Source organism: Stutzerimonas chloritidismutans (assembly GCF_051486945.1).
Classification (GTDB): Bacteria; Pseudomonadota; Gammaproteobacteria; order Pseudomonadales; family Pseudomonadaceae; genus Stutzerimonas; species Stutzerimonas chloritidismutans_B.
In genome coordinates this window covers 164,065-189,684 of sequence record NZ_JAHVDX010000002.1, presented here as the reverse complement: position 1 = coordinate 189,684, position 25,620 = coordinate 164,065, and the positions used below count along the sequence as shown (strand labels likewise).

The 25,620-nt window shown below is 63.3% G+C and carries 19 protein-coding genes and 3 tRNA genes; 12 read left to right on the top strand and 10 right to left on the bottom strand.

Annotated elements, in window-relative coordinates:
- Positions 1 to 320 precede the first annotated feature (320 nt).
- Positions 321 to 2,231, top strand: a complete 1,911-nt coding sequence (gene quiC, locus KXR72_RS07900; RefSeq protein ID WP_437420561.1) for a 3-dehydroshikimate dehydratase QuiC — start codon at positions 321 to 323, stop codon at positions 2,229 to 2,231.
- A 71-nt stretch (positions 2,232 to 2,302) separates the two neighbouring features.
- Positions 2,303 to 2,980 carry a TetR/AcrR family transcriptional regulator gene (locus KXR72_RS07895; RefSeq protein WP_437420560.1) on the top strand — a complete coding sequence of 226 codons (678 nt, stop codon included), beginning with the start codon at positions 2,303 to 2,305 and terminating at the stop codon, positions 2,978 to 2,980.
- Here KXR72_RS07895 and KXR72_RS07890 read toward each other — a convergent pair whose 3' ends face one another.
- The 4 genes from KXR72_RS07890 to KXR72_RS07875 all read right to left on the bottom strand — a co-directional run bounded on the left by KXR72_RS07890 (position 2,981) and on the right by KXR72_RS07875 (position 7,541).
- Positions 2,981 to 3,835 (bottom strand): shikimate dehydrogenase, encoded by an 855-nt coding sequence (locus tag KXR72_RS07890; protein WP_437420559.1) that lies wholly within the window; start codon positions 3,833 to 3,835, stop codon positions 2,981 to 2,983.
- Positions 3,832 to 4,278 (bottom strand): type II 3-dehydroquinate dehydratase, encoded by a 447-nt coding sequence (aroQ, locus tag KXR72_RS07885; protein ID WP_437420558.1) that lies wholly within the window; start codon positions 4,276 to 4,278, stop codon positions 3,832 to 3,834. The genes KXR72_RS07890 and aroQ overlap by 4 nt, the downstream gene beginning before the upstream one ends.
- Before the next feature lie 108 nt (positions 4,279 to 4,386).
- A complete protein-coding gene (locus KXR72_RS07880) occupies positions 4,387 to 5,460 on the bottom strand; it encodes a hypothetical protein (protein ID WP_437421319.1) in 1,074 nt (357 codons plus the stop codon).
- Between the two features lie 11 nt (positions 5,461 to 5,471).
- Entirely contained in the window at positions 5,472 to 7,541 is a 2,070-nt protein-coding gene (locus KXR72_RS07875) for an alpha-amylase (RefSeq protein ID WP_437421318.1), read from the bottom strand.
- A gap of 235 nt (positions 7,542 to 7,776) precedes the next feature.
- On the opposite strand from KXR72_RS07875, the gene malE reads away from it, so the two are divergent.
- From malE to KXR72_RS07850, 5 genes are all read left to right on the top strand, one after another.
- Positions 7,777 to 8,964, top strand: a complete 1,188-nt coding sequence (gene malE, locus KXR72_RS07870) for a maltose/maltodextrin ABC transporter substrate-binding protein MalE (protein ID WP_437420557.1) — start codon at positions 7,777 to 7,779, stop codon at positions 8,962 to 8,964.
- A 70-nt stretch (positions 8,965 to 9,034) separates the two neighbouring features.
- On the top strand, positions 9,035 to 10,600 hold the full coding sequence (malF, locus tag KXR72_RS07865) for a maltose ABC transporter permease MalF (RefSeq protein ID WP_437420556.1): 1,566 nt from the start codon (positions 9,035 to 9,037) through the stop codon (positions 10,598 to 10,600).
- Positions 10,601 to 10,610: 10 nt separating this feature from the next.
- The gene (gene malG / locus KXR72_RS07860) at positions 10,611 to 11,501 is read left to right on the top strand and encodes a maltose ABC transporter permease MalG (protein WP_437420555.1); all 891 of its coding nucleotides are present in this window, start codon (positions 10,611 to 10,613) and stop codon (positions 11,499 to 11,501) included.
- Positions 11,502 to 11,537: 36 nt separating this feature from the next.
- Positions 11,538 to 14,282 (top strand): HTH-type transcriptional regulator MalT, encoded by a 2,745-nt coding sequence (gene malT, locus KXR72_RS07855; RefSeq protein WP_437420554.1) that lies wholly within the window; start codon positions 11,538 to 11,540, stop codon positions 14,280 to 14,282.
- A gap of 63 nt (positions 14,283 to 14,345) precedes the next feature.
- Entirely contained in the window at positions 14,346 to 14,894 is a 549-nt protein-coding gene (locus KXR72_RS07850; protein WP_437420553.1) for a sugar O-acetyltransferase, read from the top strand.
- Between the two features lie 66 nt (positions 14,895 to 14,960).
- Here KXR72_RS07850 and KXR72_RS07845 read toward each other — a convergent pair whose 3' ends face one another.
- A complete protein-coding gene (locus tag KXR72_RS07845) occupies positions 14,961 to 16,241 on the bottom strand; it encodes a hypothetical protein (RefSeq protein WP_437420552.1) in 1,281 nt (426 codons plus the stop codon).
- A gap of 426 nt (positions 16,242 to 16,667) precedes the next feature.
- Here KXR72_RS07845 and KXR72_RS07840 point away from each other — a divergent pair, with 426 nt between their 5' ends.
- Positions 16,668 to 18,287 (top strand): alpha-glucosidase, encoded by a 1,620-nt coding sequence (locus tag KXR72_RS07840; protein WP_437420551.1) that lies wholly within the window; start codon positions 16,668 to 16,670, stop codon positions 18,285 to 18,287.
- Positions 18,288 to 18,360: 73 nt separating this feature from the next.
- Positions 18,361 to 19,476 (top strand): maltose/maltodextrin ABC transporter ATP-binding protein MalK, encoded by a 1,116-nt coding sequence (gene malK, locus KXR72_RS07835; RefSeq protein WP_437420550.1) that lies wholly within the window; start codon positions 18,361 to 18,363, stop codon positions 19,474 to 19,476.
- Positions 19,477 to 19,496: 20 nt separating this feature from the next.
- Here the strand turns inward: malK and sugE are convergent, their stop codons facing one another.
- From sugE to rdgC, 3 genes are all read right to left on the bottom strand, one after another.
- Positions 19,497 to 19,811: a quaternary ammonium compound efflux SMR transporter SugE gene (gene sugE / locus KXR72_RS07830; protein ID WP_437420549.1), complete on the bottom strand. Its 315-nt coding sequence runs from the start codon at positions 19,809 to 19,811 to the stop codon at positions 19,497 to 19,499.
- Positions 19,812 to 19,931: 120 nt separating this feature from the next.
- Positions 19,932 to 20,873, bottom strand: a complete 942-nt coding sequence (locus KXR72_RS07825; protein WP_437420548.1) for a bile acid:sodium symporter family protein — start codon at positions 20,871 to 20,873, stop codon at positions 19,932 to 19,934.
- Positions 20,874 to 20,991: 118 nt separating this feature from the next.
- Positions 20,992 to 21,912, bottom strand: coding sequence for a recombination-associated protein RdgC (rdgC, locus tag KXR72_RS07820; protein ID WP_437421317.1), 921 nt, complete (start codon positions 21,910 to 21,912; stop codon positions 20,992 to 20,994).
- Between the two features lie 215 nt (positions 21,913 to 22,127).
- Between rdgC and KXR72_RS07815 the strand changes: the two genes are divergently transcribed.
- The 3 genes from KXR72_RS07815 (at position 22,128) to KXR72_RS07805 (ending at position 23,287) form a co-directional block, all read left to right on the top strand.
- Positions 22,128 to 22,203, top strand: a tRNA-Val gene (locus KXR72_RS07815).
- Between the two features lie 13 nt (positions 22,204 to 22,216).
- Positions 22,217 to 22,293, top strand: a tRNA-Asp gene (locus tag KXR72_RS07810).
- A 235-nt stretch (positions 22,294 to 22,528) separates the two neighbouring features.
- Positions 22,529 to 23,287 carry an FKBP-type peptidyl-prolyl cis-trans isomerase gene (locus KXR72_RS07805; protein ID WP_437420547.1) on the top strand — a complete coding sequence of 253 codons (759 nt, stop codon included), beginning with the start codon at positions 22,529 to 22,531 and terminating at the stop codon, positions 23,285 to 23,287.
- 707 nt (positions 23,288 to 23,994) lie between these two features.
- On the opposite strand, the gene KXR72_RS07800 is transcribed toward KXR72_RS07805, so the two are convergent.
- Positions 23,995 to 24,070: transfer RNA gene (locus tag KXR72_RS07800), tRNA-Asn, on the bottom strand.
- A gap of 52 nt (positions 24,071 to 24,122) precedes the next feature.
- On the bottom strand, positions 24,123 to 25,319 hold the full coding sequence (locus KXR72_RS07795; protein ID WP_437420546.1) for an amino acid aminotransferase: 1,197 nt from the start codon (positions 25,317 to 25,319) through the stop codon (positions 24,123 to 24,125).
- Between the last annotated feature and the right edge of the window lie 301 nt (positions 25,320 to 25,620).

Genomic DNA, 25,620 nt, shown 5'->3' with positions numbered 1-25,620 from the left:
GTTCGAACATATTGGACAAGGCGCAGCTACTCCGGGGTTTGCGGGCCGCGGCGCGTAGCGCTCGGTGAGCGACGCTTTTACGCCAACCAATGTATGCGCTGCCCGAGAACTACACCGAAATGCGCGCACACCGCGTTCCCGCGAATTACAAAAACAGCGTTCGATTATCGAACGATAAAACTCACCGGTTAGTACATTTGGTTTGCCTGGGCAGCGTGTGCGCGCGAAGATCGGAGGCACAGTCGGGCACGGCCCGGCGCCCTATGGACGAGGCGACCGCTAGACGGCGCCTGCCTCGCCATCGACCAGGAGCCAAGCGCATGCACCGTTCGATCGCTACCGTCTCGTTGAGTGGCACACTCCCCGAAAAGCTCGAAGCCATCGCCGCGGCCGGTTTCGACGGCGTCGAGATCTTCGAGAACGACCTGCTCTATTACTCGGGCAGCCCGCGGGACATCCGCCGCCTGTGTCAGGACCTGGGCATCGAAATCACCCTGTTCCAGCCGTTCCGGGATTTTGAAGGCTGCCCGCGCGAGCGCCTGCAACGCAACGTCGACCGCGCCGAGCGCAAGTTCGACCTGATGCAAGAGCTGGGCACGGATCTGGTGCTGGTGTGCAGTAACGTCCAGCCCGACGCGTTGGGCGATGAGCGCATCCTGGCCGACGACCTGGCGCTGCTCGCCGAGCGGGCCGGTGCACGGCAATTGCGGATCGGCTACGAGGCGTTGGCTTGGGGCCGTCACGTCAACACTTACCAGCAGGTTTGGAACCTGGTACGCCAGGTCGATCATCGCGCGCTCGGTGCCATTCTCGACAGCTTCCACACCCTGTCGCTCAAGGGCGATCCCAGCGCCATCGCCGACATCCCGGCGGAAAAGATCTTCTTCGTGCAGATGGCCGACGCGCCGGTCCTGGCGATGGACGTGTTGGAATGGAGCCGCCACTTCCGCTGCTTCCCAGGGCAGGGCGAGTTCGACCTGCCGAACTTCCTCGCGCCCATCATGCGCACTGGCTACACCGGGCCCCTGTCTCTGGAGATCTTCAACGACGGGTTCCGCGCCGCGCCGCCGCGCAGCAACGCTGCCGATGGCTTGCGTTCGCTGCTCTACCTCGAAGAGAAGACTCGCCAGGTGCTGGAAAAGGGGCCCGCCGATACCGCACGGCTCGATACGCTGTTCGAGCCTGCGCAAGCCAGCCGTTACGAAGGGGTCGAATTCCTCGAGTTCGCCGTCGACGAACCCTGCGCGGCCAAACTGACCGGCTGGCTGGAACGCCTGGGCTTCGCCCGCGCCGGAAAACACCGCTCGAAGGCGGTCAGCCTGATGCGCCAGGGCGATATCAACATCGTGCTCAACGCCGAGCCCTATTCGTTCGGGCACAACTTCTTCGAAGCCCATGGACCGTCCCTTTGCGCCACGGCGCTTCGCGTGCGTGACGCTGCCGCCGCGTTGGACCGTGCTGTCGCCTTCAAGGCGCAGCCCTACCGCGGACTGGTTGGCCCGAACGAGACGGAAATTCCCGCAGTGCGGGCGCCGGACGGCAGCCTGATTTACCTGGTCGAGCATCGCGAGCCGGGCGCGACCATCTACGACAAAGATTTCATCCTCGATGAGGCCGCGACCCCTACCGGCCGGATGCAGCGCATCGACCACATGGCGATGGCGCTGCCGGCCGATGGGCTGGATTCATGGGTGCTGTTCTACAAGACCTCGCTGGATTTCCAGGCCGACGACGAAGTGGTGCTGCCCGACCCCTACGGGCTGGTCAAGAGTCGCGCCATCCGCAGCCGCTGCAGCAGCATTCGCCTGCCGCTGAACATCTCGGAGAACCGCAACACGGCGATTTCGCATGCTGTATCAAGCTACCGCGGCTCGGGCGTGCACCACATCGCCTTCGATTGTCAGGACATTTTCACCGAGGTGAACCGCGCGAAAGACGCGGGTGTGCCGCTGCTGGATATCCCTCTGAACTACTACGACGATCTCGCGGCGCGCTTCGATTTCGACGATGAGTTCCTGAGCGAGCTGGCCTACTACAACGTGCTCTACGACCGCGATGCACAGGGTGGCGAGCTTTTTCACGTCTACACCGAACCCTTCGAAGACCGGTTTTTCTTCGAGATCCTGCAGCGCAAGAACGGCTACGCCGGCTATGGCGCGGCCAACGTGGCGGTACGTCTGGCCGCCATGGCCAAGGCGCGCAGCGGCCCGTCGGCGGCGCCGCGGGTTTAGCCCATGCCGGTACATCAACGACGCGGCGCGGTGCATAATCCTCCGCGAGCCCTGGCCTGACAGATATAACAATGAAGCAAGCTGCCAACGCCCCGGAAACCGGCAACGACGCCGAGAAGGCGCCCCGTATCGGGCGCAAGAACAATCCCGAGAAGACCCGTCGCGACATCCTCGAGGCCGCCATTGCCGAGTTCGTCCAGCAGGGGCTTTCCGGTGCCCGGGTGGACGCCATTGCCGAACGCACCCGTACCTCCAAGCGGATGATCTATTACTACTTCGGCAACAAGGAGCAGCTCTACCTGCGGGTGCTCGAACGGCTCTACGGTGACATACGCAACAACGAGCGCACGCTTCAGCTCGCCGAGTTCGAGCCCCGCGAGGCGATGCGCCGTCTTGTCGAATTCACCTTCGATGATCACGAGCGCAACCCGGGTTTCATCCGCATCGTTTGCGTCGAGAACATTCACCACGGCGAGTACGTGAAACGGTCCGAGGCCATCCGCTCGATGAGCAATACGGCGCTGGAACTGCTCGATCAGATCCTTCAGCGTGGCGAGGCGGAGGGGGTCTTCCGGCCGGGCCTGCAGGCGCTCGACGTGCACCTGCTGATCAACTCCTTCTGTTTCTACCGCAACTCCAACCGGCATACCTTCGGCCACATTTTTCAGATCAAGCTGCACGATGCACCCGTGCGGGCGCGACACCGCGAGATGATCAGCGACGCGGTGTTGCGATACCTGCAGGCCTGATCACATCGCCAAGAAGTCGGCCTGCATGCGTTCGGCATTCGCCTCGACGCCGGTGAACAGCTCGAACGCCTTGACTGCCTGAAAGATCGCCATGGTGCCGCCGTCCAGCGTGCGGCAGCCCAGCGAACGGGCGTGGCGCAGCAGTTCGGTTTCCAGCGGGAAGTAGATGATCTCCGCGACCCAATGCCGGGCGTTCAGCAGTTCGACTGGCAGCGGTGTGCCCGGCAGCTTGGCCATGCCGACGGGCGTGGTATTGACGAGCCCGTCGGCGTCGGCCATGGCCCCCGCCAGGTCAAGCCCCACTTCCGCGCGGCCCGGGCCAAAGGTTGCGTTGAGATTGTCGACCAGTCCTTGCGCCCGCGCCGGTTCCACGTCGAAGAGACTCAACCGCTGCACACCCTCGACGAGTAGCGCATGGGCGACAGCGGCGCCGGCACCACCGGCGCCCATCTGCACCACATGCTCCCGTGCGACATCTGGCAGGCCGCGGCGCAGCCCCTCGCCGAAGCCAAGCGCGTCGGTATTGTGGCCGACGCGCTTGCCATCCTTGAGGACGACGGTGTTGACGGCGCCAATGCCGCGGGCCTCGTCCGAGAGTTCGTCGAGCAGCGGAATCACCGCCTGCTTCGCCGGAAAGGTGATATTCAGCCCGGTGAAGCCCATGCGCTCGGCTGCGGTGAGGAGATCCGGCAGGGCACTAGTATCCAGGCCGAGTTTGTCCAGGTCGATCAGGCGGTACAGGTAGCGGATGCCCTGCGCATCGCCTTCATGCTCGTGCAGCGCCGGGGTGCGCGAAGCCTGGATACCAGCGCCGATCAGACCGGCCAATACGGAGCGGGTTGGGGAGGGGGTCATGGGCGGGTCTCGAGCAGGTTGGCGAAATATTCCAGGCCAAGGCGATAACCCTGGCTGCCCAGCCCGCAGATCACGCCGATGGCAACGGGCGAAACGTAGGAGTGATGACGGAAGGGCTCGCGCTTGTGCACGTTGGACAGGTGGACCTCGACCACTGGCAGCTCGACGGCGGCCAGCGCGTCGCGAATGGCGAAGGAGGTGTGGGTCCAGGCGGCCGGGTTGATCAGAATGCCGGCGTACTGGCCGCGAGCGGCGTGGATACGCTCGATCAGCGCGCCTTCGTGGGTGGTCTGGAAGAAGTCGATGGCCAGGCCGTTGGCTTCACCGGTACGGCGGCACAGCTCGGCGATATCGGTCAGGGTTTCGTGGCCATAGGTGGCCGGCTCGCGGGTGCCCAACAGGTTCAGGTTAGGGCCGTTGAGTACGAGGATCGTCTGGGGCATCTGTTGTTATGCTCAAAATGTACCATCTGGTTAATACACACCTTACCAAAGACGCTTGGAGTGTGAGATGCATACATTTTGAAGCTGGGCGGTAATCGAACGCTTCGATCAAATTTTGTCGACCTGCCAACCCGCGGCCAGGTGGTGCGCTTTTCGCAAATAGGCCCCTATCTGTTCTGCCGGGGCGAGTGATGTCACCGCCTGCAAATCGCGGTAGCGATGCTCGATGACGTGTTTCAGCCAGCCAATACGCGCCAGGGTCGATGGGGTGCAGGTCTGACCGTGAAGGTCGTCCTTCAAATCTAGCCAATGCGAACGCCAGGCCTCCTTCAGGTACAGCGCTTCGAGACCGGCTCCTAGGGCGCTGCGCCATTCACGGATGATCGCATCGAGCCAGTGCAGCACCTCGCTGCTGGCACCGCGACGACGGAGCGCTTCACGCAGTCCCCGGTAGGCCGCGACGGCGATGCGCTTTTCCTGCTCGAAATCGGCCAGGGCGAGGGTTTCGCTCCGGTGCTCCAATGTCATGAGGTGCGCAAAAAACTGGCGGGTTTCGAAACGCTCGATGGCATGAAATTCGGGCGTTGCGGTTCCGTTGCTGTTGAAATCACGCAGTGGATCGAAGCGGTACATATAGCCAAGGTCGAACAGCCGTACCCGTCCGTCATCGAGGGTATTGCCGGGGGACAGGTCCCATTCGAACAGGCCCGCCAGCAGCAAGGCGACCAAGGTGTCGAACAGCTGCGTGAGCTGACGCTCGCCCCAGCATTCGATTGGCGTTCCGTCGACCCACGGCGACAGCAACACACCTTGGCGATAGCTGGCGTATCGGGTCTGCACGACCGCCTGAATGGGGTCGGTGTCTGGGCGGTCGCGCTGCACTTCACGCAGTTCTGAACGCCGCTGCAGCTCGTTGAGGAAGCTGGTCTGCCCATCCACGTTTTCGACCCTGCACCGGCTGCGAGCGCGTTTGAGTGCCCATTGCCGGCCATCGGCATTGAGTCGGTAGACGACCCCCGTGAGCCCTGCCTCGTGGCGCTCCTGCACGCAGGGTTCGTCACCGCGGATAGCGAGCAGTTGTTCAAGCGGCAAGGGGCAGTCGGCCGGGGTCCCGATCTGTAGCTCGGCGCCGCTGGCAATGAAGGCCCGCTGGTGGGCGTGGCGTTGCTGTTCGGATGTCATGACCATGCGGATCAGCGTCCCTGGACCACGATGACCTTGTCCTCGCCGTGCTCACGCGCAAACGCGTAGGGCGCTTCGGACAGTTGCCGGTGGCTTCCGGCGCCGATTGCCGGGTGTCGCGCGCGGAACTGACCAAGACGCTGCCAATGGCTGATCAGGGAGCTGATTTCGGGACGCGCGTGGTCAGCCCAGTTCATGTCCGAACGGGTGCCCTGGAACGGGTCCGAGCCGGTCGGGCCGAACGGCCGTGCGCTTTCGTCACCATAGAACAGCTGCACGGCGCCGGGGCTTAGCAGTAGGGCATTGGCGAGGCCGCGCTGGCGCTGCAGGTCGCCATCGTGCCGGGCGCTGAACAGGCGAGTGTCGTGCGACGAGGCGTAGCTCATCAGGTTGTGGCCGGGGTGGTCTGCAAGGAGGCCGGCGTATTGCCGATACCCCGGTTCGGCCAGGCGCAGGCAGTCGCTGGCGAGGTCGGCAATTTCGTCCTGGAAGGCGAAGTTGATCAGCGCGTCGAAGCCGTTGGCCTGATAGTCGCTGGGTTGCGGGCCGTGTCCGAAGACTTCGCCGACCATCCAGAACGGCTGGCCCGCCATCGGGTCGTGCGGGTTGGCGGCGGCCCAGTCGCGGCGGGCCTGGTCGGCCTGCTGACGCAGGTAGGCCCAGCTCGAAGGTTCGACATGCTTGACCGTATCGGCACGAAACCCATCGACGCCGAATTCGCGCACCCAGCGCGTCAGCCACTCGGCCAGGTAGTCGCGCACCCGATAGCCGTCTCGCTCGATGGCGCCCGTCGGCTGTTTGTGCGTGAGGAAGCCTGGCAGACCAACCGTTTCGTCGCGTTCGGTGCGAAAGTCTGGAAGGAAGGCCAGCGAGCCCTTTAGTGGATCGACCAGGGCGCTGGGTGGTGTCGGGTAGTTGGCGATGCCGGCGCGAACCCAATCCTTGCCCCACCAGTGCGACCAGGCCGGGTGCTCGTAGTCGACCAGGTTGTGGTACGCGTGCAGGTTCTCGTGTGGCTCGGGTCGCCAGTTGCTCCAACGTGCGGGCAGGTACTGCGCCATGCCGTCTCGCAGGCCACCAAAGCCGAAGGTTTGCATGTCGGCCAGGGTGGAATAACCGGCATGGTTGAGCACAACGTCGAACAGCACACGGATGCCGCGTGCGTGCGCCTGGCGGATCAGCTCGTGCAGGTCGCCCTCCTCGCCCATGTTGGCGTCCAGTTCGGTGTAATCCAGCACGTAATAGCCGTGGTAGGCGTAATGGCGGAAGTCGCCCCTGTCGCCGCCGCCGACCCAACCGTGGATCTGTTCGTATGGCGCACTGATCCAGAGTGCGTCGATGCCCAGTTCGGCAAGGTAGTCGAGCTTGCCGGTCAGCCCCTTGAGGTCACCGCCGTGGAAGGTGCCGATCTCCTCCTCGCCATCGGGCGCGCGGCCGTAGCTGTGATCGTTGCCCGGCTCGCCATTGGCGAAGCGGTCGGTGAGCACGAAATAGACAGTCGCGTTGCGCCAGTCATGCGGGTGGCTGATAGGCGCATCCACCGCCTCGATCAGCAGCAAGCCATCACTGTCCGCGGCAGGCGCGAGCCTGACCTGGCCGTCGCGTACCGGTGCGCTGTCGCCGCCGTAAGCGTCACGCAGCAGTTGGCCCTCGGCGAATACACCGTTGACCTCTACCGTCATCGGCTCGCCGTTCCATGGCTTGCAGCTCGGCTGCGCCGGCGTTTTAGCCTCCTTTCGGACCGGCAGCAGGCGCAGGTGCGGGTCGTCACCGGTCTGCACCAAGAGGCGATAGTGCCCGGGCTGCGTCACGACGAAATCAAACCGGCTGCGGGCGTCCAGGTCATGCCGCTGGTAGGGCTTGAGCGGCTGCGCATCGCCTGAGTCGTCCCCCAGGCGCAGGTGCCCCTTGGGCAGTTCCAGTTCGGCCGCGAAACGGCCGTCCGTCAATGTTTGCCATGCCGGTTGCAGCCGCTGACCATCGAGTCGTATCGGGACTTCCGGCGCTCCGTACGTGATGGGTGCGAGCCCACCGAAACAAAGGGCTAGGATTAAGGGACTAAGGGGCGTCAGGTGGCGCATGTCCGGCTCCGGCTTGGCGGGTTCATGGCTCATTCAAGCCTGTTTTGACCGGCAAGTGCAGGCGCAGACGGGCGGCGCGCGGCGGTGAACTACGCCCCGCTTCTACGCCCCTCATCCGCTGTGCGGGGAGGATGCCGCGTGGTGCGAACGGGGCGACTATGACGGAACTGCGGGACCGCCCTGGCGGCCGGCAGCAGATGTGGATCAACAATAAGAAGCCACGAGGGAATACCCAATGAACAAAACGCTGTTTGCAGCGGCCGTCGTCGGCCTCTCTGCAACCCTGAGCCTGCCCCTGTCTGTTCAGGCGGCCATCGAGGAAGGCAAGCTCGTCGTCTGGATCAATGGCGACAAGGGCTACAAAGGGCTGGCCAAGGTGGGCGAGCGCTTCACCGAGGAAACCGGCATTCCCGTGGAGGTGGCGCATCCCGACGGTGCCACGGACAAATTTCAGCAGGCCGCCGCTACCGGTAACGGCCCCGACATCTTCATCTGGGCTCACGACCGCCTCGGTGAGTGGGCGCAAAGTGGCCTGCTCACCCCGGTAACGCCCAGCAGCGAGGCGAAGGATGCCATTGCCGATTTCGCCTGGGACGCCGTCCGCTATGACGGCAAGCTGTGGGGCTATCCCATGGCGGTCGAGGCGCCCGCGCTGATCTACAACAAAGCCCTTGTGCCGACGCCGCCGAAGACCTTCGAGGAGGTTCTGGCGATGCATAAGGACCTCGCTGCGGACGGCAAGCGCGCCATTCTCTGGGACTACAACAACACCTACTTCACCTGGGCGCTGCTGGCCGCGAATGGCGGCTATGCGTTCAAGGACACCGAAACCGGTTATGACGTCAGCCAGACCGGTGTCAACAACGCTGGCGCCAAGCAGGGTGCGGCGATGCTCAAGCGGCTGGTAGACGAAGGCGTCATGCCCAAGGGCGCCGACTACAGCGCGGCCGAAGCGGCTTTCAACAAAGGCGAGTCGGCAATGTTCATCAGCGGCCCCTGGGCCTGGTCGAACATTCGCAAGAGCGGCATCGACTTCGGTGTCGCGCCGATTCCTGCCGTAGGCGAGGGCGCCAGCAAACCCTTCTCCGGCGTGATGGCCGCGACCCTGAACGCCGCCAGCCCCAACCAGGCGCTCGCCGTCGAGTTCCTGGAGAACTACCTGCTGCAACCCGAGGGCCTGAAGACGGTTAACGCGGACGTGCCGCTCGGTGCGGTCGTCAACGAGGCGTACATGGCTGAGTTGGCGGATGACCCGCTGATCAAGGCCACGTTCGACAGCGCCGAGCAGGGTCGCCCGATGCCGAATATTCCGCAGATGGGTGTGTTCTGGTCGGCCATGGAAGCGGCGCTGACCAACATCACCTCCGGTCGTCAAACCGTGGATGCCGCCCTGGATGACGCCGCCAAACGCATCGTCAAATAACTCGTCCCGCAACGAACCGCAGCCGTCGACGCCTGCGTCCGCGGCTGCGCGCCCTGAGGCTCAGATTCCGATGTCCGTCGTGAATGTTTCCGCCGAGGTGCCCGGCCGCGCCGTGCCCAGGCTTTCCCTACCACGCTTGCCTGCCATGATGCGCTGGGGCCTGTGGCTGCTCTGCAACGCCTTTGCGCTGTACCTGATCGTCGCGCTCTATGCGCAAGGCCAGACGGTATTCGCGCTGCTCGGGCTGGTGGTCGCGGGGATTGCCAGTTTCGTCTTCATCAGCCGCCGGGCCTATGCCCATCGCTACATTTTTCCCTCCGTGGCGGGGATGCTGATCTTCGTGATCTTTCCGCTGCTCTACACCGTGGGCATCGGCTTTACTAACTACAGCGGCACCAACTTGCTGAGCTTCGAGCAGGCGCAGCGTTATCACCTCGGCCAGACCTACGTAGCCGGCGAGCGCCACGCCTTCAGCCTGCACCAGAACGACGGCGGCGAGATGCGCCTGCGCGTGGATCGCGGCGAGCGGGGGCTGTGGGTGTCCGCACCGCTGGCCGGCGAGCCGGTGGAGGGCGAACCGCTGCCGATGAGCCCGGAAACGGAGGTCGCCGATTTGGGCGAGGCCTTGCCACTGCGCGACGTTATTCGCCAGCGCAAGGCACTCGAACAGTGGGTGATGCGTGCTGATGACGGCCAATTACTGCGCCTGTATGGCCTGCGCGAAGTCGCTGCGGTCGAACCGCTGTACCGCCTGCAGGACGACGGTTCGCTGATCAATAACCAGACCGGCGAACGCCTGACCGCGAACGACGAGATCGGCTTCTACATCGACGCGGACGGCCAGCCGGTCGCACCGGGTTACACCGTCTACGCTGGCTGGAGCAATTTCGCCAAGGTACTGACCGATCCGAAGATCCGCGGTCCGTTTCTGCAGATCTTTGTCTGGACGGTCTGCTTCGCCGGGTTGACGGTGGTTTTCACGCTGGCCGTCGGGCTGGTGCTTGCCAGTCTGCTGCAGTGGGAGATGGTGCGCGGCAAAGCCTTCTACCGGCTGATGCTGATCCTGCCGTACGCCGTGCCGGCGTTTATCTCGATCCTGGTGTTCAAGGGGCTGTTCAACCAGAGCTTCGGCGAGATAAACCTGATGCTCGACAGCCTGTTCGGTGTACGGCCCGACTGGTTCAGTGACCCGACGCTGGCACGCACCATGGTGCTCATCGTCAATACCTGGCTGGGTTACCCCTACATGCTGCTGCTGTGCATGGGCTTGCTGCAGGCGATCCCGCGTGATCTTTACGAAGCCTCGGCCATGGACGGCGCGACGCCGCTGGACAACCTGCTGCAGATCACGCTGCCGTTGCTGATCAAACCCCTGGCGCCGCTGCTGATCGCAAGCTTCGCCTTCAACTTCAATAACTTTGTACTGATCACGCTGCTGACCCGCGGTGGCCCGGACATCCTTGGCACCACCACGCCAGCGGGCACCACCGACCTGTTGGTAAGCTACACCTACCGCATCGCGTTCCAGGATTCGGGGCAGAACTTCGCCCTGGCCGCCGCCATCGCCACGCTGATTTTCATCGTCGTCGGTGCCATGGCCTGGCTGAACCTGAAACTCTCGAAAGTGAACGTGTGAGGACGCCTGCATGGCCATGGTCCAACCAAAATCCGTCAAGTACCGCATCTGGCTGACCCATGCCGGGCTGCTGACGTTCGTTGCGCTGATCCTGTTCCCGTTGCTGATGGTGGTCTCGATCTCGTTCCGCGAAGGCAATTTCGCCACCGGCAGCTTGCTGCCGGACAACCCCACGCTGGAGCACTGGTCGCTGGCGCTGGGCATTCCCTATGAGCAGGAAAACGGGACGGTCAGCAATCCGCCGTTCCCGGTCCTCACCTGGCTGTGGAATTCGATCAAGATCGCGCTCATCAGCTCGCTGCTGATCCTGATGCTTTCAACCACCAGCGCCTATGCCTTCGCGCGGCTGCGCTTCGGCGGGAAGGCGCCGATCCTAAAAGGCATGCTGATCTTTCAGATGTTTCCGCCGGTGCTCACACTGGTGGCGATCTATGCGCTGTTCGACCAGCTCGGCAAACATGTCGGCTGGCTGGGCATCAATACCCACGGCGCGGTCATCGTCGCCTCGCTGGGCGGCATGGCGCTGCACATCTGGACGATCAAGGGTTACTTCGAAAGCATCGACCGGTCGCTGGAGGAAGCCGCCATCGTCGATGGCGCAACCACGTGGCAGGCCTTCGTGCATATCCTCCTGCCGATGAGTGTGCCGATTCTCGCCGTAGTGTTCATCCTCGCGTTCATCGCCAGCATCACCGAGTACCCGATTGCCTCCGTCCTGCTGATGGATGTAGACAAGCTCACGCTGTCGGTCGGCGCGCAGCAATACCTGTACGACCAGAACTACCTCTGGGGCGACTTTGCCGCGGCGGCGGTGCTGTCCGGCTTGCCGATCACGCTGGTGTTTCTCTACTGCCAGCGTTGGATCGTCGGTGGGCTGACCGCAGGCGGCGTCAAGGGCTGAGGAGCCTCGAACGATCAAGGAAGAGGAGACAGGATCATGAACGCCATACGGCCCGCCCCCTTGCCGTTGATACCGGCCAGGTTGAAAGCCCCTTCGCTGCCGCGCGGTCTGCTGGCGCGCCCGCGGCTGGACGAGTGGTTTTTGCTCCTGGGCGAGGTACGCCTGGCGGTGTTGCAGGCGCCCAGTGGCTTCGGCAAGACCACCCTGGCCTGCCAGTGGGCGCAGGCGTTCGACGGGCGCGTCGCCTGGTTGCAGTTGCACCCGGCGGATAACGATCCGCAGCAGCTGGGCCGTTATCTGCTGCACGCGCTGGACGCGCGACTCGAGCACGGTTGCCCGCGCAGCCTTTTGCTCGCGGGGCAGGGCAGCCTGCCTTTCGAAACGCTGCTGACGCACCTACTGGCCGAGTTGCCGACCGAGCACGAACCGCTGCTGCTGGTGCTGGATGATTTCGAGGCGCTGCACGATGCATCGGTGATTGGCGCGTTGCGTTTCTTTCTTCGCCACATGCCCGGCTGGCTAACGCTGTTGGTATGCAGCCGCGGCCAGCCGGGCCTGGGTCTCGCAGACTTGCGCGTCAAGCACCAGTTGCTGGTGGTCGATGCTCAACAGATGGCGTTCGAGACGGATGAAGTGCAGGCGCTGCTCGACCTCGGCCTGCCGGTACCGATCAACCGTGAGCAGGTCGAACGCCTCAACCGGCGCATCGGTGGCTGGCCCTGTGCGCTGCAGCTGGCCTTGCAGGAAGTGCAGACCGGCCGCGGTATGGACCTGTTTCTCGAACACCTGCAATTGGGTCATCCCCATGTGCGCGACTACATGCGAGAACAGGTCGTCGCCGAGTTGGCGCCCGAAACGTTGGAGTTCCTTCAGGCGACCTGCCTGCTGGAGCGCTTCAACGCGCCGCTGGCCGATCGCCTGACCCAGGGTTGCAATGCCCGCGAGATGCTCGAGCAACTGGAGCGTGACGGGTTGTTCGTCCAGCCGCAGGACGGCCTGCACCAGTGGTATGCCTACCACCCATTGTTCGCGACGTTTTTGCAGGGCGAGCTGCGCATGCGTCAGCCGCAGCGGTTGTCCGAACTGCATCAGCGCGCCGCCGAGGCGCTGATGGCCGAGAACCTGCCGGAGGAGGCCGCACGCCATGCGGTGCTGGCGGGCTGCCCGAGCCGCGTCGGCGAGGTGCTCGAGCGGCACGGTCGGCAGTTCTACCGTCAAGGTCGCCTGGGGTTGCTGCAGCAATGCCTGGAAACACTCCCCGAGGCGGTCATCGCCGGTTCGCCGCTGCTGACCTTGCTGCAAGCCTGGGTTTCTCAGAATTCCTACCAGTACGATCAGGTCGAGCGTTGGTTCGAGGCCAGCGAGCGAACCCTCCAGCACAGCTGTTCAGACGAGGATTGGGCGCGCATCGTTGGCGAATTCAATGCCGTGCGTGCGCAAGTGGCGATGAACCGGGGCGACGAGCAGCAAGCCATCGCCCTGGCCCGCGAGGCGCTGGCGCGCGAGCCGTTGATCATGCGGACCTCGAAGGTCGCGGCACTGTCCGGGATGGCCGAGGCGCATTTCGTCCAGGGCCTGTTGCCGCAGGCGCAGAAGCAATACGAGGAAGCTGAACGGCGCGCGCGCGAGATACGCGCCTCGCACCTGGTGGTCTGGAACCTCGGCCAGCTGTCCGAGATCGCCATCGCGCAAGGCTATCTGCAGAAGGCTTACTCGCTGCAGGAACGTGCGATCCAGTATGTCGAGCAGGCTGAGCTGCGGGCCACGCCAATCATGGAATTCATCTACCGCGTGCGCGGGCAGGTGCTGCTCGAATGGCATCATCTGGACGCTGCCGAACAGTGCGCGCTGCAGGGTATCCAGATTCTCGAGGACGTCGGCGAGCGCTGGCGCCTGCAGTGCTACGCGCTACTCGCTGGCATCGCCCACGCCCGCGGCCAGCAGAGCGCCTGTGCCGACTACATTGGCAAGCTTCAGAGCATGCTCGCTGATGACCGCTACCACGTCGACTGGCTCGCCAACGCCCATGCCGCCATGCTCAGCTACTGGGATTCGACGCAGGACAAAGCGGCCATTCAGCAGTGGCTGCTCACTGCACCTGCGCTGGAGCGGGGCCGCAACCATTTCGCCCAGTACAACGCGCGTAACCATGCGCGGGCCTATCTGTCGCTGAAACAGCCGGACAAGGCGCTGCCAATCCTGCGTCAGCTGCAGGTCGATGCCGAGCAGCATGGCCTGGTGATGGACCTCAACCGCAACCACATTCTGCTGGCTCATCTGCACTGGCTGCGCGAAGAGCGTCAGCAGGCGCTCGATCACCTGCAATTGGCGCTCACCCTGGCCAGCAGCACGGGGGCGATCGGCAGTTTCCTGCGCGTCGGCAAACTGCTCATCGCCATGCTCAAGGCATTGCAGCACGAACGCAGGCTCGACGAGCTCGAGGCGCAGCGGGCCGACCGCCTGATCCAACTGGCGCAGCAGCAGCGCGATTTCAGCCGGGCGATCCGTATCACACTCGACGAAGCCGTGATCCAGGACATCATCAACCGCCCGGACGTGCCTGAACTGATCCGCCATTCACCCCTCACGCGGCGTGAGTGGCAGGTGCTGAGCCTGATCCACGCGGGGCAGTCCAACGAGCAGATCGCCGAGCACCTCAACGTGGCGCCGACCACCATCAAGACGCACATCCGCAGCCTTTATCAAAAGCTCAACATCACTCACCGCAACGAGGCCGTGCAATTGGCGCGTAGCCTGTTGAGCAAGATTCAGGGTGAATGAGCGGGCCCGAGCGATATCGCCGCTAGGGTCAAAACCTGAACCATCCGCCCACCGGAGTCCGCGATGACCTTGACCGAGAAACAAAAGATGCTGGCCGGCGAGCTGTACCGCCCGGGTGACCCCGAGCTGCAGGCCGACCAGGCCCATGCGAAGGCCTGGATGGTGCGCTACAACGCGGCGCTCGCGGAAACGCCTGCGGTTCGCCGGGGACTGCTGGCCGAGCTGTTCGGCAGCGTGGGGCAGGGCGCCGTGATCCGCCCGCCGTTTCACTGCGACTACGGCTACAACATTCATCTGGGCGACGAGGTGTTCCTCAACTTCAACTGCGTCATCCTCGACGTGGCCGAGGTTCGCATTGGGGCTGGCACTCAGATTGGGCCAGCCGTGCAGATATACGCCGCGGATCATCCACGCGATGCCGAGGGGCGGCGCAGCGGGCTGGAATTTGGTCGCCCGGTGCTGATCGGCGAGCACGTGTGGATTGGCGGCGGCGCGATCATCCTGCCGGGTGTGACCGTCGGCGATGGCGCCGTGATCGGGGCGGGTAGTGTGGTAACGCGAGACGTCGCGGCAGGCGCGACCGTGATGGGCAACCCGGCACGTAGCCGCTAGCTGGCGTGCGAGTCGTGCGTTAGAGAGGGAAGCGGCAGCCGGCGCAGGGCCGGCTGCCGGTGCTGCTTACTGCTGAGTCACGGTGGCGAGGTTGCCCGAGCCCATCTGCGAAACGATGGCCGAGTTGCCCATGCCGCTCTGGTCGAGCACGGCCCGGTTGGCGTCGCCGCCCTGGAGCACCTGTGCTAGCTGGCCTTCGCCGCTTTGCATCAGGCTGACTTCGTTGTTCGACCCATAGATCTGCTGGATGTCGGCAACGTTGAGATCGCCGTTCTGCACGACGTCGACCAGGTTGTTGTCGCCGTAGCTCGAACCGCTGAGCTCGTTGCCGTTGCCGGTCTGCTGGGCGGTGAGCAGGTTGTCGCTTCCATCCTGCAGGAAGTCGACGCTTTGCCTGGTGCCTTCCTGTGTTACGTAGGCTTCGTTGTACTGTCCGGCCTGCTCCAGCGTAGCGCTGTTCTGGCTACCTGCGAGTTGGTCGACAACGACGTAGTTGTTGTCGCCGGCTTGGTTGATGGAGGCGCTGTTGCTATCCCCTGCCTGGAACACGTCGGCGCTGTTGGAGGTGCCGTCCTGGTAAATCGAGGCGGTCTGCAGCGAGCCGCTCTGGTCGATATAGGCCTCGTTGGACAGGCCGTTCGACTCGATGGTGGCGGTGTGTTCGGAGCCTTCCTGGCTGATCGAAGCGACCTGCGAATCGCCCTGCTGGGTGATATTGGCGCTCGAATCGAAGGCGCCCACCTGGTAGATGGTCGCGTCGTTGAAGTTGCCCTGCTGGTCGACCAATGCGTCGTTGCGGGCGCCACCGTCCTGCCAGACCAGCGAGACGTTCTCGTCACCCGTTTGGCGCTGCTCGGATACGCTGGATTCGGTGTTCTCCTGGATGGATTCGGCGAAGTTGCCGTTGCCAGCCTGGTCGATGACCGTGCTGCTGAGGTCCGCCGCGGTCTGCTCGGTCAGCGCCAGGTTGTTATTGCCATCCTGGTACTGGGCTGCGCTGGCGCCGAACGAGTCGTTCTGCACGATGCTCGCGTCGTTTTCGTCGCCGTACTGTTCCTGGATTGCCTCGCTCTGCTGCGTGCCGGTCTGGACGAGATCGGCCAGGTTCCCGGTGCCCGCCTGGGTCTGGAGCGCGTCGGACAGGTTCGCGTTGGTCTGGGTGACCATACCGTCATTGTTGGCACCGATCTGCGACTGGTAGGACAGGTTGTCCTGGCCGCCGGTTTGGGTCACTTCGGCCACGTTGTCGGCGCCCGACTGGTTCTGTTCTGCGCTGTTGTCGTCGGCGTACGCCTGGGTAGCCATGATCGCGATGATGGCGGCTGCGAGGGGCTTGCACTTGAACATGTCGTCTCTCCATGGAAGGTGGGTGCGGTGTCGCTCCTGACTGGCTGCACCGGGTCGAGCAGGGCGGCAGCTACTTCGGGGATCAGTCTTGGAACGCAACCGATCCTATAACCGCTGCGTGACAGATAAGTGTCGGTGCGCTTGCGGGGTGACGTTTCCATGGCGTATCGCCTGCCGTTCATCGGCGGTCTCCGCTGAGTAGCGAGCACGATCGCTGCTACGCCTTACTGGATGAGCAGGTTCTGCGTGCAATCACTCCAGCGACCACACCGCCACGGCGTGCAGCCAGCCGTACTACGCCCCGGCCAAGTGGCTCGGCTACGCCCGCCAGATACGCCTCGGCTAAGTCGGGTCGGGAGGATGTTGCGACCGGCTGCCACGCCTAGAGTGGCGGCCTGTTGTTCCCACGAACCCAAGGGGTGGTCTATGAATCGCAACGACTGGTGGCGCGGTGGCGTCATCTACCAGGTCTATCCGCGCAGCTTTTACGACAGCAACGGCGACGGCGTTGGTGACCTGCGCGGCGTGGTCGAGAAGATCGACTACATCGCCAGCCTTAATGTCGATGCCATCTGGCTATCCCCGTTCTTCACCTCGCCGATGAAGGACTTCGGTTACGACGTGGCGGACTACCGCGGCGTCGACCCGCTGTTCGGCACGCTCGATGACTTCAAGCACCTGATCGAGACTGCTCACGCGCGTGGCATGCGCATCCTCATCGACCAGGTGCTCAACCATTCCTCCGACCAACACGCCTGGTTCAAGGAAAGCCGGTCGAGCCGCGACAACCCGAAGGCGGATTGGTATGTCTGGGCCGACCCAAAGGAGGACGGCACGGTGCCGAACAACTGGCTGTCGGTGTTCGGCGGCCCGGCGTGGACCTGGGACAGCCGGCGCAAGCAGTATTACCTGCACAATTTCCTCTCCAGCCAACCGGACCTGAATTTCCACTGCGAAGCCGTGCAGCAACAGCTACTCGACGACATGGAGTTCTGGTTGCAGCTCGGTGTAGACGGCTTTCGGCTGGATGCCGCGAATTTCTACTTCCATGACCAGGCGCTGCGTGACAACCCGCCCAACCATGACATTCGCGAAGGCAGCATCGGGGTGCGTGCCGACAACCCCTATGCGTTCCAGAAGCATCTCTACGACAAGACGCAACCGGAGAACCTGGGCTTCTTGCGGCGAATCCGGCAGTTGCTGGAGCGCTACCCCGGCAGCGCCACGGTGGCGGAAATCGGCTGCGATCACTCGTTGCGCACCATGGCCGCCTATACCGGAGGCAGCGAGGCGCTGCACATGGCTTATTCGTTCGACCTGCTCACCGAGCAATGCAGCCCGGCGTTCCTGCGCCACACCATCGATTGCGTCGAGCGTGAGCTGGCCGAGGGCTGGCCGTGCTGGTCGATTGGCAATCACGACGTCGTCCGGGTGATGAGTCGGTGGGCGCTGGGCAACCAGCCCGATCACGCCCGTGGTCGCATGTTCATGGCGATGCTGCTGAGCATGCGCGGCAGCGTGTGCCTTTATCAGGGCGAGGAGCTGGGGCTGGACGAGGCCGAGCTGCAATTCGAGCAATTGGTCGATCCCTACGGCATTCGCTTCTGGCCCGAATTCAAGGGCCGTGACGGCTGCCGCACGCCCATGCCGTGGCACGACGCGGACCCGCACGGCGGCTTCAGCCGCGAGCAGCCCTGGTTGCCGCTGGCGGACCGGCACCTCGCGCTGTCGGTCGCGGCCCAGGATCCGGTTCCAGATTCAATGCTGAACATCTATCGACGTTTTCTCGCATGGCGTCAGGATCAGCCCTTGCTGATCGAGGGCAGCATGCGCACCCTGTACCACGATGAAACCTTGCTCATGTACGAGCGGCGGCTGGGTGACGAGGCCTGGATCTGCTTGTTCAACATGGGCGACAGCGTGCGGCACTTTGATCTGTCGGCGCCGGTCGAAGGCCTCGATGTGCCCTCGTCCTCAGCCGTGTTCGAGGGGCAGGCCGTGCAGCTCCCGGCGCACGGCTTCGGCTTCGCCCGCCGACTTGGGTGAGCTGCCCGATTTTTTCGAGGCCAGCCTGGCCACCGCGCTCGCCGCGGTGGCCATTTGAAGGAGAACAACAAGAATGGCCAGCGTTACCCTGCGAAACATCTGCAAGAGCTACGACGGTGTACCCATCACCCGGGGCATCGATCTGGATATCGCCGACGGTGAGTTCGTCGTTTTCGTCGGCCCTTCAGGGTGCGGCAAGTCGACCTTGCTGCGGTTGATCGCCGGCCTGGAGGACATCACCGACGGCGAGCTGAAGATCGATGGCGAGCGCGTCAACGAGCGCCCGCCGATGGAGCGCTCGGTGGGGATGGTGTTTCAGTCCTACGCCCTGTACCCGCATATGAATGTCGCCGAGAACATGGCCTTTGGCCTGAAGTTGGCGAAGATCGACAAGGCGGAGATACGCCGGCGGGTCGACGCGGCGGCGAAGATCCTGCAACTCGACCAGATGCTCGAACGCAAGCCGAAGGACCTGTCTGGCGGCCAGCGCCAGCGTGTCGCCATCGGCCGCACCATGGTCCGCGAGCCGAAAGTGTTTCTGTTCGACGAGCCGCTATCCAATCTCGACGCCTTTCTCCGTGTGCAGATGCGCATCGAAATCTCGCGGCTGCACCAGCGTCTCAAGGCAACGATGATTTATGTTACGCACGACCAGGTCGAAGCCATGACCCTGGCCGACAAGATCGTCGTGCTCAACGCTGGCCGCATCGCTCAGGTCGGCCCACCGCTGGAGCTGTATCACTATCCGGACAACCAATTCGTGGCGGGCTTCATCGGGTCGCCGCAGATGAACTTCCTGACGGTGACGGTGGCAACGGCCAGTGCCGAATCGGTCGAAGTGAACCTGCCAGGTGGTAGCCGCCTGCAGGTGCCTGTCGATGGCGCGGGGCTGGATGCGTGCGAGACGCTTACGCTGGGCATTCGCCCGGAACACTTCGTCGATCCGGAGCAGGCGGATTTTATCTTCAACGGTGAAGTGGCCGTTGCCGAGCGGCTGGGCGATCACAACCTCTTGCACCTGAACCTCGAAGGCGTCGATGGCATGGTCGCCGTCGCGAGCGATGGCAACCGGCGCGTCGCCGAAGGCCAGGCGTATGCAACTGGCCTTCAGGCGAACAAGTGCCATCTGTTCCGGGCTGATGGCCAAGCCTGCGCCAGGCACTACCGGGAGCCAGCGCTATTCGGCTGACCGCCAGAGCGACGTGCCGGTTAGTGGCTGAGCTTCAGGCCAAGCATTCCGATGCACACAAGCAGCACGCTGCCCAGGCGCAACAGGCTCGCCGATTCGCCGAACAGGACGATGCCGGCAATCACCGTGCCTACCGCGCCGACCCCCGTCCAGATGGCGTAGGCGGTGCCGAGCGGCAGTTCCTTCATCGCCATGCCAAGCAGGCCCAGGCTTGCCAGCATGGCAGTGATCGTGAGCGCGGACGCGAGTGGGCGAGTGAACCCATCGGTGTACTTCAGACCGACGGCCCAGCCTATTTCAAACAGGCCGGCAAGTAGGAGGATGAGCCACGACATTCTTGTCTCCAGGGACGACGGGTGGGGTCGTCCCCGTGATTGGGTGCAAGCCTGGGGTCGTCCCCAGCGCCGCTATTTTGCATGCGCGGCAGCTGGGAGCAAACCCGGGCGTTGCGCGGATCAGCCGGTGTGGCTTTCGTCTTTCATGCGGCGGTAGATCGTTGCCAACAGCGCGCCGGAAAGGTTGTGCCAGACGCTGAACAATGCGCTGGGTACCGCCGCTAGCGGTGAGAAATGCGCGCTGGCCAGGGCGGCGCCCAGCCCCGAGTTCTGCATACCGACCTCGATCGACAGGGTCTTGCGTTGCGCCAGCGGCAGGCCGAACAGCCGCCCCGCCAGGTAACCAATGCCGAGCCCGAGACCGTTATGCAGGATCACCACCGCCATGATCAGCAAGCCGGATTCGGCGATTTTCGCCTGGCTGGCCGCCACCACGGCAGCGACGATGATCACGATGCTGACCACTGACACCAGCGGCAGCACGTCGACAACATGGTGTACCCGGTTGCCCAGCAGGCGACGCACGATCAAGCCGAGGCCGATCGGCAGCAACACGATCTGCACTATTGAAGTAAACAGCGCTGCAAAATTCACCGGCAGCCACTCCGAAGCCAGCAGCCAGATCAGCGCGGGCGTTGCCAGCGGGGCGAGCAGGGTAGTCACCGCCGTGATCGCGACGGACAGCGCGACATCGCCGCGCGAGAACCAGGCAATGACGTTGGACGCCGTGCCGCCAGGGCAGCAGCCGACCAGGATCACGCCGACGGCGATCTCCGCAGGCAGGCCGAGCACCTGGCACAGTAGCCAGGCAAGCGCAGGCATGATCAGGAACTGCGCACCCACGCCCAGCGCCACCCACAGCGGCCGGCGTGCTACTTCGGCAAAATCCGCCGCTTTCAGCGTCAGGCCCATGCCGAACATGATCAGCCCCAGCAACGGAACGATCCAGGCGGTGGCAGGCAGGAACCAGGCGGGTTGGTAGAAGGCCAGAACGGCAAACAGCAGGACCCAGAGGGCGAAGGTGTTGCCGACGAAGCGGCTGAAGGCGGCGAGGGCACGCATCGGATTTACCTTGTCATTATGAAAGGGCGCGGCGGCCGGCCCTAGGTTGACCCGGCCGCCATCGCATCAGTGAAGACCATTGTGCCGGGCCGGGCTTCGCTAAGTGCCGTCCGGCGCCTCAGAGCCCCTGCGGGACGTCCTCGCCGCCGAGCGCCTCGAACAAGGCCGGCAGGAAGTCCTTGAAGGTCAACATCATCAGCACGAAGCTGGCGTCCTGCTGGCTAAGGTCGTCTTCGCCGCCGTCTTGCTCGGCCTGCTCTTGCAGCAATTCTTCGAAGCGCAGGCGCTTGATCACCATTTTGTCGTCCAGCACGAACGACAGTTTGTCCTGCCAGCCCAGCGACAACTGGGTGACCTGTTTGCCGACCTCCAGATGCTGCTGGATCTCGTCGCTGGTCAGATCTTGGCGCTTGCAGCGCACCACGCCGCCATCTTCGTGGGTGTCGCGCAATTCGCATTCATCGAGCACGAAGAAGTCGTCCGCGGCTTTCTGCGTCTTGACCCAGTCGGTCATGGTTGCGGTTGGCGCGATCTTCACCGTCAGCGGACGCACCGGCAGCGAGCCGATCACTTCGCGCAAGGTGGACAGCAGGTCTTCGGCGCGCTTGGGGCTGGCCGAGTTCACGAGGATCAGGCCCTGCTCAGGCGCAATGGCGGCAAAGGTGCCCGACTTGCGAATGAAGGCGCGCGGCAGGAAGGACTGGATGATGTCGTCCTTGATCTGGTCTCGCTCCTTCTTATAGACCTTGCGCATCTGCTCGTTTTCGATCTCCTCGACCTTTTCCTTGACCGCGTCTTTCACCACGCTGCCGGGCAGGATGCGCTCTTCCTTGCGCGTGGAAATGAGCAGGAAGCCCTGGCTCGAATGAACCAGTGGCGCATCTTCGCCCTTGCCGAACGGTGCGACGAAGCCGTAGGTACTGAGCTCCTGGCTGGCGCAAGGACGGGCGGGCTTGGCGGCCAATGCAGCTTCAAGTGTCTCGACATCGAAGGGGACGTTCTGGGTGAGACGGTAGACGAGCAGGTTGCGAAACCACATGGCGATCTGAAACTCCGGTAGAAGCAAAGCGCGCATTATTCCTGCCGCGCCAACGCAGGCCAACCCTGGCCGTCCGCATTGCCGATCGAAACCACGTTTTTGCCAATAAACCGAGGGCTTTCCTAAGTCTTTGTAAGTTCTTCAATTTTTTTTTCAAAAGGGGGTTGCCAAGGTGGGGAACCCTCTCTAGAATGCGCCCCACTTCGAGAGCAAACGGGTGATTAGCTCAGCTGGGAGAGCATCTGCCTTACAAGCAGAGGGTCGGCGGTTCGATCCCGTCATCACCCACCACTCGAGGTTAAGCGCAGCGGTAGTTCAGTCGGTTAGAATACCGGCCTGTCACGCCGGGGGTCGCGGGTTCGAGTCCCGTCCGCTGCGCCATATTGGCTAGCAAGGAATACTGAACGCCTTGCCAGCACGAAAAAGCGACCTAAAGGTCGCTTTTTTTTCGCCTCCAGAAAAGTCGCTCTGTTCTGCCTGTTTCGTGCGGGCGTCCTCTCTTTGCATTCTATTTACATGTTGGCCGGGTAGGTCCGGTAGCCTACGGGCGAGGGTGGCTGCTAAGCTCCGGCAACTGTTTTGCTACACAACCCAAGTGCGTAATTAAGGATACAGAATGAGACATCATCGTTTGGCGTCTGCGATTGCCCTGGTCGGCCTGGTTCTGGCGGGCTGTGATTCGGAGACCAGCGCCAAGCTGGAAACCCCGGCGCAAAAGGCCTCCTATGGCATCGGCCTGAACATGGGCAAAAGCCTGGCGCAGGAAGGCATGGAGGACCTCGATTCAGCGGCCGTCGCTCAGGGCATCGACGATGCCATTGGCAAGAAAGAGCAGAAGCTGACCGACGAAGAGCTGATGGAAGCTTTCTCCTATCTGCAGACTCGCGCCGAAGAGCGCCTGACCGAGATGAACAAGAAGGCTGTCGAGGACGGCAAGAAGTTTCTCGAGGAAAATGCCAAGCGTGACGGTGTGAAGACCACCGAGTCCGGCCTGCAGTATGAAGTTATCAAGGAAGCCGATGGCGCTCAGCCGGGCCCGGACGATGTCGTTACCGTCCACTACGAAGGCAGCTTGACCGATGGCACCGTCTTCGACAGCTCGATCAAGCGTGGCACCCCGATCGACCTGCCGGTGGGCGGCGTGATCCCGGGCTGGGTCGAAGGCCTGCAACTGATGCACGTTGGCGAGAAGTACAAGCTCTACATCCCGAGCGAACTGGCCTACGGCGAGCAGAGCCCGAGCCCGTTGATCCCGGCCAATTCTGTCCTGGTCTTCGATCTTGAACTGCTGGGCATCAAGGGCGACGAGAACGAAGCCGCTCCGGCTGCTGAAGCCGAGCCTGAGGCTGCCGCTGAAGAAGCCGAGCAGCAGTAATAGATAAAAGCGGTCCGAACGCCCTGCCAATGCAGGGCGTTTTCGTTTCTGCTGGCGTATGGTTCCGCCTTCGTTGACTTCCGGAGGTGAGGGCTGACGCGACCGGGGAGCGGGCGGGGCAACTGCACGCAGCGTCGGCGCTGCATGAATCGCATCGAGTGGTTGTGTAGCGTCAGCTTGCTGCCGAATTGGGGGTGCGTAGGCCTTCGGTGCTTACGGGGCGCTTGAGCGATTGGTCGCAAAAAGCAGAGCCTACAAGGGCTTGTATAAACTCGGGGCTCCGCGACCTGGGCTCGATTGCGCAGCAGAACACGCTTTAGCGCGGCCGCGAAGGGGTGAGAAGCGAATCACCTGGGACAAAGTCCTGGGGCCACAAAAAAGCCCCAGGTTTTCACCTGAGGCTTTCAAATTTGGCTCCGCGACCTAGACTCGACTGCGCAGCAGAACGCGCTTCAGCGCGGCCCCGAAGGGGTGAGCGAAGCGAATAACCTGGGACAGAGTCCCTGGTGAGAGTCTCGGGGCCACAAAAAAGCCCCAGGTTTTCACCTGAGGCTTTCAATTGGCTCCGCGACCTGGACTCGACTGCGCAGCAGAACGCGCTTTAGCGCGGCCCCGAAGGGGTGAGCGAAGCGAATAACCTGGGACAGAGTCCCTGGTAGAGTCTTGGGGCCACAAAAAAGCCCCGGACTAACCGAGGCTTTCAAATTTGGCTCCGCGACCTGGACTCGAACCAGGGACCCAATGATTAACAGTCATTTGCTCTACCGACTGAGCTATCGCGGAACAGCGGTGCGTATCCTACTGTTTGATAAGGAGAAGTCAACCCCTTACCCGATCAGAGCACCTGCACGATAGCGTCAGTGACGTGGTCCAGGTTGCGGGTGTTCAGCGCGGCGGCGCAGATGCGGCCAGTGCTGATCGCGTAGACGCCGAACTCGACGCGCAGGCGTTCGACCTGTGCCGCGGTCAGGCCTGAGTAGGAGAACATCCCACGCTGCTGGGCGACGAAGCTGAAGTCCTGCTTGGCGCCTTTCTCAGCGAGTTGGCGAACCATCGCCAGGCGCATGTCGCGGATGCGGGTGCGCATCTCGGCCAGTTCGGTTTCCCACATGGCGCGCAACTCCTGGCTGTTGAGTACAGCCGAGACGACCGTTGCGCCGTGGGTCGGCGGGTTGGAGTAGTTGGTGCGGATGACGCGCTTGACCTGCGAGAGAACGCGTGCCGATTCATCTCGGCTCTGGGTGACGATCGACAGGGCGCCGACGCGCTCGCCGTACAGCGAGAATGACTTGGAGAAGGAGCTGGAAACGAAGAAGCTCATGCCCGACTCGGCGAACAGGCGCACGGCGGCGGCGTCTTCCTTGATGCTGTCACCGAAGCCCTGGTAGGCGATGTCGATGAACGGGACGTGATCGTTCGCGCGCAGGACTTCGAGAATCTGTTTCCAGTCCTCGGGTTGCAGGTCAACGCCGGTCGGGTTGTGGCAGCAGGCGTGCAGTACGACGATGGAGCGGGGCGGCAGGTTCTTCAGGTCCTCGAGCATGCCGGCGCGGTCGATGCCGTGGCTGGCGGCGTCGTAGTAACGATAGTTTTGCACCGGGAAATCGGCGGATTCGAACAGCGCGCGGTGGTTTTCCCAGCTCGGATCGGTGATGGCGACCACGGCGTCGGGAAGCATGCGCTTGAGGAAGTCGGCGCCGACCTTCAGGGCGCCAGTACCGCCGAGCGCCTGGCTGGTGACTACCCGGCCATCGGCGACCAGTGCCGAGTCGGCACCGAACAGCAGGCCCTGCACGGCCATGTCATAGCTGGCGATGCCGTCGATCGGCAGGTAGCCGCGTGGGGCATTCAACTCGAGCCGTGCCATCTCGGCTGCAGCAACGGCGCGCAGCAGCGGAATTCGACCTTCTTCGTTGTAGTAGACGCCCACGCCCAGATTGACCTTGTTCTGCCGCGTGTCGGCATTGAAGGCTTCGTTGAGGCCAAGGATTGGATCGCGCGGCGCCAGTTCGACAGCGGAGAACAAACTCATGATGGGGAGGCTCGAAAGAGAAGGGAGTGACAGGTGCAACACCCCTCGCTTCGCGCGCGGGGCGGTGCGCAAACGGGGCAAGAGTATAGCGGGCCCAGCCCCTCGTCGCGATATGCTAGGCCGGTTTTTCTGCCTGTAATGGGCCTGTTCGGGGACCGATCGTCCAGAAGCTGCGCGGCGCTCTTGAGATCGAGAAGGTCGGGCCGCATCAAGGGTCTGCGCGCGTCGGTCCGTTGCCCTGGTCAAGTCTGACGGGCTGGTCCGGCTGACGCACGCCGCCGTCGGGCGCATCGCAATCAAG